This is a genomic window from Sphingomonas panacis, assembly GCF_001717955.1.
Lineage (GTDB): Bacteria > Pseudomonadota > Alphaproteobacteria > Sphingomonadales > Sphingomonadaceae > Sphingomonas > Sphingomonas panacis.
Map to the genome: position 1 here is coordinate 992,584 of NZ_CP014168.1, position 17,226 is coordinate 1,009,809.

At 67.6% G+C, this 17,226-nt stretch carries 9 protein-coding genes; 5 read left to right on the forward strand and 4 right to left on the reverse strand.

Annotated features, from left to right (window positions below; all coding sequences use genetic code 11):
- Positions 1-4 precede the first annotated feature (4 nt).
- The 4 genes from nagE to J0A91_RS04525 are packed head-to-tail and all read right to left on the reverse strand — an operon-like array spanning position 5 to position 6,457.
- Positions 5-1,708, reverse strand: coding sequence for an N-acetylglucosamine-specific PTS transporter subunit IIBC (gene nagE / locus J0A91_RS04510; RefSeq protein WP_069203904.1), 1,704 nt, complete (start codon positions 1,706-1,708; stop codon positions 5-7).
- Positions 1,705-4,212 (reverse strand): phosphoenolpyruvate--protein phosphotransferase, encoded by a 2,508-nt coding sequence (gene ptsP, locus J0A91_RS04515; RefSeq protein ID WP_069203905.1) that lies wholly within the window; start codon positions 4,210-4,212, stop codon positions 1,705-1,707. Before ptsP ends, nagE begins: the two co-directional genes overlap by 4 nt.
- Entirely contained in the window at positions 4,209-5,390 is a 1,182-nt protein-coding gene (gene nagA / locus J0A91_RS04520) for an N-acetylglucosamine-6-phosphate deacetylase (RefSeq protein WP_069203906.1), read from the reverse strand. Before nagA ends, ptsP begins: the two co-directional genes overlap by 4 nt.
- The gene (locus tag J0A91_RS04525) at positions 5,387-6,457 is read right to left on the reverse strand and encodes an SIS domain-containing protein (protein ID WP_069203907.1); all 1,071 of its coding nucleotides are present in this window, start codon (positions 6,455-6,457) and stop codon (positions 5,387-5,389) included. Before J0A91_RS04525 ends, nagA begins: the two co-directional genes overlap by 4 nt.
- Positions 6,458-7,032: 575 nt before the next feature.
- On the opposite strand from J0A91_RS04525, the gene J0A91_RS04530 reads away from it, so the two are divergent.
- From J0A91_RS04530 to J0A91_RS04550, 5 genes are all read left to right on the forward strand, one after another.
- On the forward strand, positions 7,033-9,759 hold the full coding sequence (locus J0A91_RS04530; RefSeq protein WP_169833088.1) for a TonB-dependent receptor: 2,727 nt from the start codon (positions 7,033-7,035) through the stop codon (positions 9,757-9,759).
- Between the two features lie 35 nt (positions 9,760-9,794).
- The gene (locus tag J0A91_RS04535; protein WP_240502202.1) at positions 9,795-12,068 is read left to right on the forward strand and encodes an alpha-N-acetylglucosaminidase; all 2,274 of its coding nucleotides are present in this window, start codon (positions 9,795-9,797) and stop codon (positions 12,066-12,068) included.
- Positions 12,065-13,198 carry an acyltransferase family protein gene (locus tag J0A91_RS04540; protein WP_069203909.1) on the forward strand — a complete coding sequence of 378 codons (1,134 nt, stop codon included), beginning with the start codon at positions 12,065-12,067 and terminating at the stop codon, positions 13,196-13,198. Before J0A91_RS04535 ends, J0A91_RS04540 begins: the two co-directional genes overlap by 4 nt.
- A gap of 142 nt (positions 13,199-13,340) precedes the next feature.
- The gene (locus J0A91_RS04545) at positions 13,341-15,698 is read left to right on the forward strand and encodes a glycoside hydrolase family 31 protein (RefSeq protein ID WP_069203910.1); all 2,358 of its coding nucleotides are present in this window, start codon (positions 13,341-13,343) and stop codon (positions 15,696-15,698) included.
- 34 nt (positions 15,699-15,732) lie between these two features.
- Positions 15,733-17,172, forward strand: coding sequence for a GH1 family beta-glucosidase (locus J0A91_RS04550; protein WP_069203911.1), 1,440 nt, complete (start codon positions 15,733-15,735; stop codon positions 17,170-17,172).
- Positions 17,173-17,226 lie beyond the last annotated feature (54 nt).

Here is a 17,226-nt window from a genome sequence, read left to right on the forward strand (position 1 = left end):
GGCGTCAGTCGCCAAACCAGCCGCGCAGCTCCGCCGGCGCGAACAGCACCTGCCACCCGCCCCGCACCTGCACGACGCCACGCGCGCCGAGCCGGGCGAGCACTTCCGCGTCGAGGGTCGCCGTATCGCCGAGCAGCAGCCGCCCGTCGATCGCCCGCGCGCCACGCACCGCGCCGGCACCGCCGAGCGCGGCGACCAATGCCGGCGGCATCCGCGCCGGATCGGCGGTGCGCTCCGCCTGTATCGGCGCCGTCGTTACCGGCTTGGCGGGCCGACCGGCGGCGCCGCGAATCTCGACGGCGATCTGGTCCGCCTGCGGGCCGAGCACGACCTGCAGCGCCTGTGGGGAGGGCCGCACGAAGCCTTTCGCGCCCAGGCGGCGGAGCGCCGCCTCGTCGACCGCCGCCTGATCGTTCACGACCAGCCGAAGCCGCGTCGTGCAGGCGCCGATCTCGCGGAGATTGTCGGCACCGCCAAGCGCGGCGAGGAACGTGGCCCCGCGCTCGCTGGCGGCGATCGGCGCTCCACTTTCGACAGGTTCGTCCTCACGCCCAGGGGTTTGCAGGTTGAAGCGCACGATGGCGAAGCGGAAGGCGCCATAATAGATCGCCGCATAGGCCAGCCCGACCGGCAGCAGCATGAGCGGGCGCTGCGCCTTGGGGAAGTTCAGCACATAATCGAACAGCCCCGCCGAAAAGCCGAAGCCGAGGTGCGAACCAAGCAGCGCCATCAGCGACATCGCCGCGCCGGTCAGCACCGCATGGAGCGCGAACAGACCGGGCGCGAGGAACATGAAGCTGAACTCGACCGGCTCGGTGACGCCGGTGAGGAACGACGTCGCCGCCAGACTCAGCAACATGCCGCCGGTCGCCTTGCGGCGTTCCGGTTTGGCGGTGTGGTACATCGCGAGGCACGCCGCCGGCAGCCCGAACATCATCACCGGGAAGAAGCCGCTCATGAACGCACCCGCGCTCGGATCGCCTGCGAAGAAGCGGCGCAGGTCGCCGGTGACGCCATGATAATCTCCCAGCACGAACCAGGCGATGTTGTTGAGAATGTGGTGAAGCCCCGTCACCAGCAGCAGACGGTTGAGCAGCCCATAGACGAACAGGCCGGCACTGCCGCTGGCCAGCGCCGCCGTGCTGATCGTGTTGACGGCATGGTCGATCGCCGGGAAGCTCGCGCCGACGATACCGGCAAGCGCAAGGCCGGCCACGCCGCTGACGATCGGCACGAAACGGCGGCCGCCGAAGAAGGCGAGATATTCGGGTAGGCGGATCGCCGAGAAGCGATTGTAGCCAAGCCCGCCGACAATGCCGGAGAGGATGCCGAGCGGCACCGAGACGCGGTCGATCTGCGCGCCCCGCCACCCCGCCGTCACCGCCGCCTGCGCGGCCTCCGGCACGCCCGCGAGCGCCGCCGGCGGCACCGCCAGCAGCGCCTTGGCGCCTTCGGTGGCGATCAGGAAGCAGACCACGCCGGCGAGCGGCGCGGCGCCATTGCCATCACGCGCGAACCCGGTGGCGACGCCGATCGCGAACAGCAAACCGAGATTGGCGAACATCGCGTTGCCCGCCGCGCTCACGAAATCCAGCCCGAACAGATCGGCTTGCCCCAGCCGCAGCAGCAGCGCCGCCACCGGCAGCACCGCGATCGGCAGCATCAGCGCGCGACCGAGGCTTTGCAGATGTTGCAGGATCGATTTCACAGCCCCAGCTCCTCCAGCAACGCCGCCGCGAGCGCACGGACCTCGGCGGCGGTCGAGACCCGCAAGACCGCCGCCGCGAGCGTACGGCAGCGATCGACCGAAACCCCACGCACCAAAGCCTTCACCTCGGCGACCGCCGCCGGCGCGGCGGACAATTTGGTGACGCCGAGGCCGATCAGGATCGGCACGGCGAGGCGATCCGAGGCGAGGCCGCCGCACACGCCGACCGGCTTGCCGTGCAGCGCGGCACCGCGACAGCATTGGTCGATCATGCGCAGCACCGCCGGATCGAGCCCGTCGACGCTACCGGCCACCGCCGGATTGCCGCGATCCATCGCCAGCACATATTGGGTGAGGTCGTTGGTGCCGATCGACAGGAAATCGCATTCCGCCGCGAGCCCGTCCGCCATCACCGCCGCCGCCGGCGTCTCGACCATCACGCCGAGCGGCATGTCGGCGCCGAGACCGAGCGCGGCGCTTGCCGCGTCCAGCGCGGCACGCACCGCGCGTAGTTCGGAAACCTTGGCGATCATCGGCGCCATCACGCGGACATCGCCCGCTTGGCTTGCGCGCAGCACCGCGCGCAACTGGGTGGCGAGGATGTCGGGGCGCGCCAGCGCGACGCGGATACCGCGCAGGCCCAGCGCGGGGTTCTCCTCGGGCGCGATCGGCAGATAGGGCGCTGGCTTGTCGCCGCCGATGTCGAGCAGGCGGATGACGAGCGGGCGACCCGCCAGCGCGCGGGCGATCGCGGCATGGTCCGCCGCCTGTTCGTCCTCGTCGGGCGCGGTGGCGCGATCGAGGAACAGGAATTCGGTACGGAGCAGCCCGCACCCCTCCGCGCCGCCGGCAACAGCGGGCGCGGCTTCCGCGAGCTTGCCGAGGTTGGCGGACACTTCGATTCGGATGCCATCGGTGGTGCGGCCTTCCAGCGCGGCAGCGGCCTGCGCCGCCGCCTTGCGGACGGCGCGCCGTGCGGCTTCGCCCTGCGCCTGCTGCCATGTGGCTGCATCCGGGTCGATCGCGAGCGTTCCCGCCGCCGTGTCGAGCACCAGCGGCGTACCCGCCGCGATGGCCAGCACCTGCGGGCCGGCGGCGACGAGCGCGGGAATGCCGCGGCTGGCGGCGATGATCGCGACATGCGAGGTCGGCCCGCCGCGCGCGGTGACGATGCCAGCGACCAAAGCGGGATCGAGCGACGCGACTTGCGACGGCACCAGATCGTCCGCCAGCAGGATCGCGTCGGCAGGCAGCGCGACGGCGGGCGCGATCTGGCCGGCGAGCCGCCATTGCAATTGCACTTCGACGTCGATCAGGTCGTCGGCACGCTCGGCGATGTGTGGATCAGGCGCGGCGCGGAGCGCATCGGCCTGATCGCGCATGACATGTCGCCACGCGACGGCGGCGCTGTCCCCCATATCGATCCGGGCATGGGTGCGCTCGATCAGGTCTTCGTCGTCGAGCAAGGCGCGGTGCGCGGCGACGATGGCGCGTTGCTCGGCGCTGGCCGTGCCGCTCCCGGTTTCGAGTGCGACACCCAGCGCCGCCAAGGCTTCGGCGAAACGCGCTCGTTCGGGCGCGGCGCCTTCGCTGGTTTGCGCAAGGATCGGCTCGGGCCGGACGAAATGCGCGGCGATGCCGGTCGCGAAGCCGGGTGATGCCGCGACGCCGGTCAGGATGCCGTCACGCGGCGGCGGTACGGGCGCGGCGGGCTTCGGAAGCGCCGGCGCTGCGAGCGGCGTGCCCTCGCCCATGCCCGTCGCGATCAGATCGGCGACGGCATCGGCGGCGGCTTGCGCGTCCGCACCCGAGGCGGCGATCGTCAGCGTATCGCCGTGCGCAACCGCCAGCGTCATCATCGCGCTCGGGCTGCGTAAGCGCGCGTCGCGCCTGTCCTTGATCGCGCGCACCTCCGCATCGAAGCTTCGTGCCAGTTCGGCGAGCTTCGCACAGGGACGCGCATGAAGCCCATGCGCGAGCGGAACGCGCAGCGTGCGGCTGGCCGATGCGGTGAAAGCGGGCTTGTCGTCGGCGCGGTCGTCAGGCTGACCGGCGGCAAGCGTCAGCAAAGGCTCGCCGCGCCGAATCCGGCCCGGCTCGGCGCGCCACGCGATCGCGAAGCCGCCCTCGGTCACGACGATCGGGGTGACGAGGCTCTTCGCCCCCGCCGCGACCGTGGCGAGATCGACCTTGAGCAGCGGCGCGCCCACATCCACGCGCTGCCCCGCCCGAACCAGCGGCGTGAAGCCCGCGCCGCCGAGGCTCACCGTCTCCAGCCCGACATGCATCAGCAGCACCGGCCCCGCATCGAGCCGCAGCGTCACCGCATGGCCCGCTTCATGGACCGAGACGATCACGCCCGCCGCCGGCGCGTGGAGCATGTCCGCGAGCGGGTCGATCGCCACGCCATCGCCGAGCAGCCGGTCGGCGAACACCGCATCCGGCACGTCGGCGAGCGGAACGAGCCAGCCGTCGATCGGCGCGACGAGCGTGAGGCGTGTCATCGGCCGGTCAATTCCCCTTCAGCGCGCGCGTCGGATGCTTCCTTGCCCGCGACCTTCACCCCCCCGATCCAGGTCTGGACCGGCTGGAGATCGGCATCGAGGACGACGAAATCGGCGCGCATCCCCGGTGCCAGCGTGCCGCGTTCACGATCGAGGCCGAGGAAGGCGGCAGGCGAACCGCTTGCCATCCGGCTCACCAGCCGCAGGTCGGCGCCGGTCGCCGCGCGCATCGTCCGCACCGCCTGCGCCATGTCGAGATGCGCGCCGGCGAGCGTGCCGTCCTCGCCCTCGCACACACCGTTGCGCACGGTCATGCGGCGGCCGTTGAGCAGGAACGACTCTTCGCTCGAACCGACACTCGGCATCGCATCGGTGACGAGCATCAGCCGGTCGGCACCCTTGACGCGCAGCGCGACGTCGAGCGCGGCGGGCGCGACATGCACGCCGTCCGCGATCAGGCCGCACCAGATGCGGTCGTCGGTGAAGGCCGCGCCGACCACGCCCGGCGCACGGTGCAGCAGCGGCGACATCGCATTGTAGAGATGGGTTACGCCGGTGATGCCGGCGGCGAAGCCCACCTGCGCCTGATCATAGGTGGCGTCGGTATGCCCTGCGCTGAGGATGACACCCGCCGCCGCCAGCCGCGAAATATCCTGCGCCGCCACGATGTCGGGCGCCAGCGTCATCATCACCACGCCGCGACGCGGCGCACACAGCATGTCGATGACCTTGCGGTCGAGCGCGCGGATCAACGACGGATCGTGGATGCCCTTGCGCGCACCGCTGATGAACGGCCCTTCGATATGGATACCGATGATGCCGGGCACGCCAGCCACGATCGCCGCATCGACCGCGTCGAGCGCGGCGGCGATCGCCTCGTGCGTGTCGCTGATCAGCGTCGGCAGCAACGCCGTCGTGCCGAAGCGCGCGTGCGCGGCGGCGATCGCCGCCAGCCCATCAACGGTCAGCGCGTTGTTGAACAGCACGCCGCCGCCGCCATTGACCTGCGTGTCGATAAAGCCCGGCAGCAGCCAGCCGCCCTCAAGGTCGATCGTGATATCGCTTGGACCAGCCGGATCGATCGCATGCAGACGCCCGCCCGCCAGGACGAGATTGGCAGCCGGCAGGATTACGTCGCCGAAGAGGATCTGCCCGCCGTGGACCGTGATACTGGTCATCGCGTCCGCGTCACCTTCGCGAGATAGGGGGGCTGATCGGGATCATAGCCGCGTGCCAGCGCGAGCGCGTTGACCATTCGGTAGAAGCTGGCGATCATCACGATCGGCGCGAGTTCGGGCGAAACCGAAAGCGCGGGCAGCCGTTCGATCGCCGGGTGCGAGGCCTCCGAAGCGCCGGCGAGCCAGACGCGCGCGCCGCGTTCGGCGAAGGTATCGGCCAGCGCGCGGACATCCTCGCCCGCGACGCCACCGGTATCGAACGCGATCACCGGGAAGCCCGCCTGGACGATCGCCATCGGGCCATGCCGCACCTCGGCCGAGCTGAACGCCTCGCCGTGGAGGCCACAGGTTTCCTTGAGCTTGAGCGCCGCTTCCTGCGCAATCGCGAGGCCGTAGCCACGGCTGACCAGGAACAGGTTGGTCGCATCCTGAAGCCCGCGCGTCACCGAAGACCAGTCGAGCGCGAAGGCGGTGTCGACCAGCGCGGGGAGCGCGGCGAGGTCGGCGCGCAGCGCATCGTCGTCGCGCCAGGCCGCCACGATCGCGGCGATGCCGGCGAGCGAGGCGATATAGGATTTGGTCGCCGCGACCGATTTTTCCGGCCCGGCGCAGAGCGGCAGCATGACATCGGCGACATCGGCAAGCGGCGAGGTCTCGTCATTGACCAGCGCGACGACCAATGCACCCGATGCGCGTTGCCGTTCGACCGTAGCCAACAGGTCCGGGCTGCGGCCCGATTGCGAAATCGCGATGCACACTGTCGAGGCGCCCGCGTCCGGCTGCGCAGGCTGCGCGTCATAGAGCGATACGGTGGAGAAGGCCGCCGAAACGGTGGGTACGCCGAGCAAAGTCTCGACCATGTATTTCGCATAGGTCGCGGCATGGTCCGACGATCCGCGCGCGCAGGTGACGACCATCGCGGGGGAAAGCGCGCGCAGCCGCGTGCCGAGCATCGTGAGCGTATCGCGGTTGCGATCGAGAAAGCGCGCGATCGTGGCGCCGGCTTCGCCCGCCTCCGTATACATCAGCGTCGCGGCGACCGCCGCGCCGGACTCGTGGTCCGCCATCTGCAAGCTCACTGAGTACCTCCGTCTGACAGGAACGGCGACCGCGCGCCGAAGGAGACGCCCCGCCACATCGGGACGGCAGCCTGTGTGCCGGCATTATGCATGGTTCGGATGCCATGACAATGGTATCTTATGTGTATTTTTTTGGGCGAATAAGCGCGGTCGTACAAAGACACCTCGCATGCGCCGCCCTAATATCTCGATATTGATTGCGAGGCACACGATCCTCGCGTAATTTTATTGCGAAACGTCAAGGTGCATCCGGCGCTTGAGGCCGATTCGCTCTCGCTTATGACGGGGCCATGCGCCCGCTTTCCCAAACTCGGCAACGGAGAGGATTTTCCGCGATGTGCGGGTGCACACTATCTCCCTGACATTCAGATACTTTTCTCGCTGTTTGCGATACCAATTCGTCGGCCTGTCTACACATGTTATGTTTCTGTCTTTATTTTTGCTTGACAGGCAACAGACTTCTCCATGACACTCGGATTACAGACGCAGGGATTCAGTGCGCCAGAAAAGGGCGAAAAGCCCGTGCGCGGCACGCAACGACTATAGCACAAGAGGGGGTTTTCATGATGTACGGCAACAAGCGAGCGTTCGGCACGAAGGGTTGGCTGCTGGCGACGAGTTGCGTCGCGGCGGTCGCGACGATCGCCCCCGCCACCGCGCAGACGGCTCCGGCCAGCGATGTGGCGGCCCAGGCGAGCGCCGGCGGCCAGACCGACGAGACGGTCGGCCCCGACATCACCGTCACCGGCTTCCGCGAGAGCCTGCGCTCGGCGGCCGCAGCCAAGCGCAACGACATCCGCATTTCGGACGGCATCACCGCCGAGGATATCGGCAAGTTCCCGGCGCAGAACGTCACCGAGGCGATTCAGCGGATCGCGGGCGTGCAGATGTCGAACATCAACGGCCGTGGCTCGACGATCAGCATTCGCGGTCTTGGCGCGCAATATGCCCGCACCACCATCAACGGGCAGACCTTCGCCAGCGCCGACTTCAAGGACGGCTTCCGCTACGACATCATCCAGACCGATCTCGCCAGCGCGATCCAGGTCGTCAAATCGCCGACCGCCGACATGGACACCGGCGGCCTTTCCGGCACGGTCAACATCGATACGGTGAAGCCGCTCGGCTACAAGGGTCCGCACTTCATCCTCGGCGTGAAGGGCTACGATTCGCAGTATCGCGGCGGCGTGACGCCCAAGGTCAGCGGCGCCTATATCAACCAGTTCGCCGGCGGCACGCTCGGTGTGATGCTCAACGTCGGCTTCCAGAAGCTGCGCGACCGCGGCGACTATCTGTTCATCAAGAACTGGTACGATCCCGGCGTGCTCCTGTCCGACGCCTATGTGCCCGGCAACCTGCGCTTCCGCCGCATCGACCGCGACACCGAGCAGTTGATGGCGAGCGGCGCGATCCAGTGGCAGCCGACCTCCAATTTCGAGGTGCTGTTGCAGGGTGAATATTCGAAGGACCACACCACCTACGACACGCGCCAGTTGGTGTTCGGCCGCTGGGCGGCCTCGGCGGTGACGGTCAACCACGTCGCGAACCGGGTCGCGGACAAGATTTCGATCAGCGACTTCAACGTCGATAACAATGACCAGCCCGAACTGCGCAACCTGGCAAGCCAGGCCTACACCGGCACGATCAACTGGGAACCGGCCGAAGGCTGGAAGGTGCATGGCGTCGGCCACTATACGCAGGGCGACGCGCATCTGTACGAATGGGCGTCGATCGACGAGGTCCACTTCGCCGGCGGCGGCACGCTCGACATTTCCGATCCGAGCAACGTCAAGTTCAACACGCAGAACGTAAACAGCGGCGCGCCTTACACCACGGCCAATCGCACTTGGTTCGCGTTCCTCGACGGCGCCACGCACATCCAGTCCGCCAAGGATACCGCCGGACAGCTCGACATCACGCGAGACCTCGGCTGGCATGGCGTGAAGGCGCTGGTGTTCGGCGTGAAATATCACCACGAAAGCTTCCAGACCGACGCCTTCCGCCACGACCGCGACGGCGACGTCACCGCACCCGGCACCTACCCGGAACACGCCTTTATCCCAGATCTGGCGACCACCGGCGTGCCTGTCACCAACTTCCTCGGCGGTTCGATGGGTATCCCGAGCACGTTCCTGTCGGTGAACGCGCCACTGTGGCAGTCGGTGCTGGCGCAGAAAGGCTACACCGTCCCCGATACGCGCGATTGGCCGAACACTTACCGCGTCGATCGCTACATCCCGTCGGTGTACGGCATGTTCAACATCGATGGCGACATCGGCGGCAAGCGGCTGCGCGGCAACATCGGCGTGCGCTACGAGCACACCCATCAGAACGTCACGACCAGCGTAACCAATGGCACCGACAGCAGCGCGGTGCTGATCGGCCAGGAGCATATCGTCCAGGATTACGGCAACGTCCTGCCGAGCGCCTCGTTCGCGCTCGACCTGACGCCCAAGCTGGTCGCGCGCCTCGCGCTCGCCAAGGTGCTGGTGCGCCCGCTGCTCAACAGCCAGACGCAGATGGCCGACACGATCAGCACGTCGACCAGCACATCGCGCCCCAGCGTATCGGTGGCGCAGGGCGAATCGCGGCTGAAGCCGCTGACCGCCAACCAGGCCGATATCAGCCTCGAATATTATTACGGCGCGGGCAATTCGATCAGCCTCGCCGGTTTCTACAAGGCGGTGAAGAACGGCACTTTCACGCAGTTCTACTGCCCGGCCTCGTATAACGGCGTCGCGCTCAACGGGCAGACCACCAACTGCCAGTCGGCCGATCTGAAGACCGACTACAGCTTCAGCCGCGTGCTCAACGACAGCAGCACGATCCACATCAAGGGCGTGGAATTCTCGGCATCGCAGAACTTCGATCCGTTCCTGCCGCTGAAGGGTTTCGGCGCCACCGGCAATATCACCTATGTCGATGCCGACAGCCCGGCCGCGGGCACCGGCTTCCACCTGCGCGACCTGTCGAAGCTGACCTGGAACCTGACGCCCTATTGGGAAAACGAGATGTTCAGCGTCCGCTTCTCGGTCAACCATCGCAGTTCGTACCAACAGGATGCGGCCGACAGCTTCTTCGTCAACGGCGGCGAAATCCATACGGTGCGCGCACGCACGCAGATGGATCTGGCGCTGGGCTTCTCGCCGACGAAGTTCCTGAGCTTCACCGGCGGCATCATCAACCTCAACAACACGCACGAAGACGCGTATCAGACCACTGAGGACACGTTCCAGATGGCCAGCCAGACCGGCCGGACCTTCTATTTGTCCGCAACCGCACGGTTCTGATTCGACCGTCCACAAGAGAAGCGATCGCCCCAGCCGTGAAGAGACCCTTCCTCCCCTGTTCTGGTCTCTTGCTGCTGGCGGCGGCCGGTGCCGCCCAGGCGCACTCCCCCGATAGCCACCCGGCGCGGGATTCGCTTGGACGGCTCGGCATTCCCGCCGGTCGGATCGCCTTGACGATCCGGCCGGCGGCGAAGCCCTATTACCGGGTCCGCGTCGCGGCGGGCCGGATGACGGTCGAAGGATCGTCCGCGGTCGCGCTGGTGCATGGCGCCGCGCACTATCTGCAACAGCAGGGCCGCCTGTCGCTCAGTTGGGAGGGGCGCCGCGTCGCGCCGCTCACCGGCTTGCCTGCGGGCGATACCGGGCCGGTCGGCTCGGCCTTCGCGCTGCGCACCTATCTCAACACCTGCACCTTTGGATACACGACACCGTGGTGGACGTGGCAGCGCTGGTCGAACGAGATTGACTGGATGGCCGCGCGCGGCATCGACACGCCGCTGGCGATGGAGGGCCAGGACTATGTCTGGCGCGCGCTGTGGCGCGAGCAAGGGCTGGACGACGCGACCATCGCGCAGGGCATGTCCGCCGCGCCATTCCTGCCGTGGCAGCGAATGGGCAACATCGCCGGCTACCGCGCACCGCTGTCGCCGGGCTGGATCGAGAAGAAGCACCAGTTGCAGCGCCGCATCCTCACCCGGATGCGCGAACTTGGCATGAAGCCGATCCTGCCGGCGTTCTCCGGCTACGTCCCCAAGGCGTTTGCCGACCAACACCCCAAGGCGCGCATCTACCGCATGCGCGCGTGGGAGGGGTTCGCCCCGACCTATTGGCTAGACCCGTCCGATCCGCTGTTCGCCACGCTCGCGAAGCGCTTCACCCAGCTTTACACGCGGACTTACGGCGCGGGCGACTATTACCTCGCCGACGCCTTCAACGAGATGGTGCCGCCGATCGCCGAAGACGGCAGCGACGCGAGCGCCGCCACATATGGCGACAGCATCGCCAATTCGGCCGCGACCCGCGCCGCCGCTTTGCCCGCCGCGGTGCGAGATGCGCGACTGGCGGGCTATGGCGAAAAGCTGTTCCAGTCGGTCACTGCCGCCGCGCCCAACGCGACATGGGTGATGCAGGGCTGGCTGTTCGGCGCCGACAAGACGTTCTGGACGCCCGAGGCGATCCGCGCCTTCCTCAGCCGCGTGCCCAACCAGCGCATGCTGGTGCTCGACATCGGCAATGATCGCTATCCCGGCATCTGGCAGACCAGCGGCGCGTTCGACGGCAAGACCTGGGTGTACGGCTATGTCCACAATTACGGCGGCAGCAATCCGGTCTATGGCGATCTCGGTTTCTATCGCGCCGATCTGGCCGCGCTGGCGGCCAGCCCGGCGCGCGGCAACCTGACCGGCTTCGGGCTGTTCCCCGAAGGGCTGCACAGCAATTCGGTCGCATACACCTATGCCTATGATCTCGCCTGGGGCGAGGATTCGCGCCGCCCGGTTGCCGACTGGATCGCCGAATATGCCCGCGCCCGCTACGGCGCCGCCTCGCCCGGGCTGGTCGCGGCGTGGGGCAAGGTGATCGCGGGCGCCTATTCCACGCGCTACTGGACGCCGCGCTGGTGGCGGAACACAGCGGGCGCGTATCTGTTCTTCAAACGCCCGACGCTGGCGGCAGCAGATTATCCCGCCGCCCCCGGCGACGCGGCGGCGCTGCGCGCGGGGATCGCCGGGCTGCTCGCCAACGCGCCCAAGCAGCCCGCGCCGCTCTTTACCTACGATCTCGTCGATTTCGCGCGCCACTATGCCAGCCTCAAGCTCGACGCACGGCTGTGCGGCGCGGTCGCGGCCTATGCGGCGGGCGACGTTGCGAAGGGCGACGCCGCTGCCGCATCCGCCGCACGGCTCGCGCAGGAGATCGACGCGCTGATCGGCAACCAGCAGGAGACGCTGGGAAGCTGGATCGCAGACGCCCGCGCGTATGGCGACACGCCCGCCGAGAAGGATGCGTTCGAGCAGCAGGCCAAGGCGATCGTCACCGTCTGGGGTGGCGAAGGCAACCTCTCGGACTATGCCTCGCGTGCCTGGCAGGGCCTCTACGCCGGCTATTACCTGCCGCGCTGGCAGATCTTCCTCACCGCGCAGCGCAAGGCAGCGCTCGCGCACCAGCCGTTCGATGAAGCGGCGACAACCACCGCCGTCAAGGCGTGGGAGCAAGGCTGGCTGAAGGATGGCCGCTTGTGGCCGCGCCACCGCCCGGCGACACCGCTTGCCAGCCTCGGGCGGTTGCTCGCAGATGCGGACCAGCCATGACCGATACGCTCGCCCCGTCCAACCCACGCCGTTTCACCGCGCTCGACGTGTTTCGCGGCCTCACCATCTTCCTGATGATCCTGGTGAACACCGCCGGGCCGGGCGCACCCGCCTACGCGACGCTGGTCCACGCCAAATGGTTCGGCTTCACGCTGGCCGATTCGATCTTCCCGACCTTCCTGTTCGCGATGGGCAATGCGATGAGCTTCGCGGGCCGGCGGCGAATCGACACCGCGCCCTACCTGACTCGGTTGTTCAAACGCGGCGCGATCATCTTCACGCTCGGCTTCCTGATGTACTGGTTCCCGTTCGTCACGCACACCGATGCCGGCTGGGCGCCGATCCCGTTCGCGCTCACCCGCGTGCCCGGCGTGCTGCAACGGCTGGCCTTATGCTATGTCGCCGCCGGCCTGCTGGTGCGCTGGCTGACCGTGCGGCAGATCCTGATCGCGAGCGCCGTGCTGTTGCTCGGCTATTGGGCGATGCTGGTGTTCCTGTCGCCGCCGGGCATGGCCTTTGACAAATTCGGCACGGTCGGCACGCGGCTCGATCTGTGGCTGTTCGGCCCCGGCCACCTCTACAAGAAGGACGGCGGCTTCGATCCCGAGGGGCTGCTCGGCACGGTGCCGGCGATCGTCAACGTGCTGGCCGGCTATCTCGCCGGGCTGGCGGTGCAGCGCGGTGGCGATCTGTCGCGGACCATCCGCAGCATGGCGATCATCGGCGTGGTATTGATCGCCTCTGGGCTGGCCTGGTCGCCGTGGTTCCCGCTCGCCAAGAAACTGTGGACCGGCTCCTATGTGCTGCTGACGATCGGCATCGACTGTATCGCGCTCGCCGCGATCATCGCGCTGGTCGAGATCGCCGGCGTGAAGCGGGGCACGCGCTTCTTCATCATCCTCGGCCGCAATCCGCTCGCCATCTATCTGTTCTCGGAGTTGTTCGTGACCGCGATCAACATGATCGATACCGGCGCGGACGGCGGCCTGTATGGCTGGATCGGCATCGAACTGTTCCAGCGGATCGCACCCGGCGCGTTCGGGTCGTTGCTGTGCGCCTTCGCCTATACGATGCTGTGCTGGGCGGTGGGCTGGTGGATGGACCGCAAGGGCCTGATCCTCAAGGCGTGAACGCCGGCTGAGTCCGCGCTCCCGCGTCAGATTGACGGTCGGCTTCCGCTTGCCATTGGTCGAAGAGTCGTTCCTATTCCAACGACGCGCGCCGGCCACGCCCTGCGCTTCGGCTTCCCGGACGGGATGAGGAGGGGATATAATGAGGACATCCATCGCCGGAACACTGGCGGCTCGTTCAGGCTCCACCAGTCTTCTGGCTGCCGCACTGTTCCTCTATGCGCCGGGAGCAGCCGCCGACCCGCTGGCAGCGGTCGATCGCAACGGCAGCATCGTCGCGGTCGAGGGCTATGGGCCGAACATCGTGCGAATCACGGTCGCGGTCGATCGCGCGCTCGCCACCACCGCCCCCGGTCCGGGCATCACCGGCAAGACCGACGATGCCGATTGGAAGCACGCGGCCGATGCGAGCGGCGACGTGTTCCGCTCGGCCGCGCTCTCCGTCACGGTCGCGGCGCAGCCCTGGCCCAAGGCGCCGACTCAGATGGAGCGCTATTTCGCGCCGGCGCTGCCGCCGGTGTCTGTCACCATCGCCGGGGCCGACGGCCGCGCGATCACGCGCATGACGGGTTGGGAGATGGCGCCACAAACGGTCAACGGCGAACACACCTTCCGCGTCGGCGCGAGCTTCACCGATACCGCGGACACGCATTATTACGGCCTCGGCCAGAACCAGGAAGGCGTGCTCGATCTGCGCGGGCGGACGATCGACTGCCGCCATTCTTACGACGCGCCGGCCGGCGAACAGGTGTGCGTGCCGTTCCTCGTCACCAACAAAGGCTATGCGATCCTGTGGGACAATCCGGCGGCGACCATTGTTTCGGCCGGGCTCCACAACGCCACACGCTTCCAGAGCCAGGTCGGTGAACGCGTCTCGTTCTTCGTCATCACCGGCGCGACCACCGACGCATTATACGCTGGCTATCGCCGCCTGACCGGCACCACGCCGCTGCCACCCAAGGCGGCGTTCGGGCTGATCCAGTCCAAGGCGCGGTACGAAAGCCAGGCCGAACTGATGTCGGTCGCGCAAGGCTATCGCACGCGCGGCTATCCGCTCGACGCGATGGTGCTCGACTGGTTCTACTGGACGCGGATGGGCCAGATCGACATCGACCGGACCTATTTCCCCGACCCCAAGGGCATGAACGACCAGCTTCATGCGATGGGGCTGCATTCGATCATTAGCGTATGGCCGCGCTTCGAGCGCGAATCGCGCTACTTCGACATGCTCGCCGCGAAGGGCTGGCTGCTCCACGACAAGGACGGCAAGGTCGTCGATGGCCTCCCGGTGCGGGCCGACCGTGCCGGCGCGCTGCTCGATTCGACCAACCCGGAAGCGCGCACATGGTTCTGGCAGCGCATCCGCGACAATATTCTGAGCCAGGGCTTCGACTATACTTGGCTCGACGAGACCGAGCCCGATCTCGTGCCGGACGGCGCCTTCTATTCGATCGGATCGGGCGACCGCTATCACAACCTGTTCCCGCTGCTGCACACGTCGTCGGTGGCGGACGGGTCGGCGGCGGATCGTCCGAACGTCCGCAACATGATCCTGTGCCGCGCCGCCTATACCGGCACGCAGGCGAACGGCTGCCTGTTCTGGTCGTCCGACGTGCAGGCGACATGGGAAGCGCTGCGGCGGCAGGTGCCGACCGGGCTCGGCTTCACCGCCTCCGGCCTCGCCTATTGGGGGTCGGACACCGGCGGCTGGCAGACCCCCGCAGGCCCGCCCGCGCCGCGCCCGGTGCTGGTCGATCCCGCCGGCGCGACCGCGATGGCGCCGGAGTATCGCGATTACCCGGAACTGTTCGTGCGCTGGTTTGAATATAATGCGCTGACCCCCACGCTGCGCATCCACGGCGAGCGACCCGGCACCGCAATCTGGGAATATGGCACCGCCGCCGAGCCGATCCTCGCGCAGTGGCTGCGCCTGCGCTATGCGCTGATCCCCTATCTCTATGCGCTGGGGCGAGAGACCTATGACACCGGCGCGCCGTTCATGCGCGCGCTGTTCATGGATTTCCCGGCCGATCCGCACGCCGCGACGATCGGCGACGAATATATGCTCGGGCAGGCGCTGCTCGTCGCCCCCGTCACCGAACAGGGCGCGACCAGCCGCAAGGTCTATCTTCCCGCCGGCAGCGACTGGTACGATTGGTGGACCAACGCCAAACTCCCCGGCGGCCAGTGGATCGACGCCGCCGCGCCGATCGACCGTATCCCGGTGTTCGTGCGGGCCGGGTCGATCGTGCCGATCGGGGTGCAGGTGCCCAGCACCGCGACACGCCAGATGCTCGAAAAGGTCCGCGTCTATCCGGGGCGCGACGCCCGGTTCACGCTGTACGACGACGACGGCACCTCCAACGACTATCGCGCGCGTGGCGGGAAAAGCGCCGTGCTGCACTGGGACGAGGCCGGGCAACGGCTGACCGCGTCGGGCGCGTTGCCGACCGGGCAGACGCTCGGCGGCCTCGTCGAGATCGTTACCGCGCGCAAATAACGGGCAAGGCCGTACCCCTGAAGGAGAGCAAGTGATGGATCGTCGCGAGTTTGTCGTGGGGAGCATGACGGCGGGCGCCACCCTGACGGCGGCGTCGAGCGCCGCTGCAGCGCCGCGCGCGGCCGAGCGCAGCACCGACGCGTCCGGCTTCCCGCCGGACTTCCTCTGGGGCTGCGCCACCGCCGCCTATCAGATCGAGGGCGCGGCGAAGGAAGATGGTCGCGGCCTCACCAACTGGGACGTGTTCTCGCACACGCCCGGCAAGGTCGCGAACAACGCCACGGGGGATGTCGCCAGCGACAGCTATCATCGCTACGGCGAGGACATCGCGCTGATGAAAGACCTCGGCGTGCGCGCCTACCGCATGTCGCTCGCCTGGTCGCGGATCTTTCCCGAAGGCAAGGGCCAGCCAAACCAGAAAGGCGTCGATCATTACAACCGTGTGATCGACGCGCTGCTCGCGGCCGGCATCACGCCATACGTCACCATGTTCCACTGGGATCTGCCGCAGGCGCTGCCCGGTGGCTGGCAGAACCGCGACACGCCCAAGGCGTTCGCGGATTACGCTGGCTTCATGGCGGGCAAGCTCTCCGACCGCGTCCACCATTTCATGACGGTCAACGAGGTGCGCAGCTTCTCCGACCTCGGCCATAAGTCCGGCACCCACGCGCCCGGGCTGATGCTGCCGCCGCGCGAGCTCAATCAGGTGCGGCATCACGCGATCCTCGCGCATGGCCTCGGCGTCGGCGCGATCCGCGCCGCCGCGCGCCCCGGTACGCAGGTCGGTGTCGCCGACAACGCCACCTTCTTCGTTCCCGTCGTCGAGACGCCCGAGCATATCGCGGCGACGCTGCGCGCGACCCGGCAGGAGAATGCGATGTTCCTCACCGCGATCATGGAGGGGCGCTACATGGATTCCTACCTCACCGCCCAGGGTGCCGCCGCGCCCGTGGTCCAGCCCGGCGACATGGCCGCGATCGGCAGTCCGCTCGATTTCCTCGCGATCAACGTCTACACGCCGTTCTACGTGATGGCCGATGACACGCCGAGCGGCTATTCGGTGCTGCCGCGCACGCTCAACTCGCCGCGCATGCCATCGCCCTGGCTCTATGTCAGCCCGGAGGTCGGCTATTGGTCGGTGCGGAGCGTCAGCGACCTGTGGAAGCCCAAGACGATCTTCGTCGCCGAGAACGGCTGCTCGGCGGACGATATGGTGACGCCGAACGGACAGGTGCTCGATCCCGACCGGGTCATGTACCTGCGCAACTGCCTGACGCACTTCCGCCGCGCCACCGCCGAGGGCTATCCGCTCAAGGGGTATTTCCTGTGGAGCCTGCTCGACAATTTCGAATGGGCCGACGGCTACACCAACCGGTTCGGCATCCACTACGTCGATTTCGAAACGCAGAAGCGCACGCCCAAGCTGAGCGCGCATTGGTACAGGGAACTCATCCGCCGCAACGCGCTGGTGTAAGCGTCCGCGATAAAGCCCGACAGGCGTCGTTATGGCGATGCCCGGTCCGATTGG

What these genes read in the sequence shown, in the direction of transcription:
- J0A91_RS04530 (WP_169833088.1), top strand. Translation starts at nt 7,033, where the DNA reads ATGATGTACGGCAACAAGCGAGCGTTCGGCACGAAGGGTTGGCTGCTG.
- nagA (WP_069203906.1), bottom strand. Translation starts at nt 5,390, where the DNA reads ATGACCAGTATCACGGTCCACGGCGGGCAGATCCTCTTCGGCGACGTA.
- J0A91_RS04540 (WP_069203909.1), top strand. Translation starts at nt 12,065, where the DNA reads ATGACCGATACGCTCGCCCCGTCCAACCCACGCCGTTTCACCGCGCTC.
- J0A91_RS04525 (WP_069203907.1), bottom strand. Translation starts at nt 6,457, where the DNA reads ATGGCGGACCACGAGTCCGGCGCGGCGGTCGCCGCGACGCTGATGTAT.
- J0A91_RS04550 (WP_069203911.1), top strand. Translation starts at nt 15,733, where the DNA reads ATGGATCGTCGCGAGTTTGTCGTGGGGAGCATGACGGCGGGCGCCACC.
- ptsP (WP_069203905.1), bottom strand. Translation starts at nt 4,212, where the DNA reads ATGACACGCCTCACGCTCGTCGCGCCGATCGACGGCTGGCTCGTTCCG.
- J0A91_RS04545 (WP_069203910.1), top strand. Translation starts at nt 13,341, where the DNA reads ATGAGGACATCCATCGCCGGAACACTGGCGGCTCGTTCAGGCTCCACC.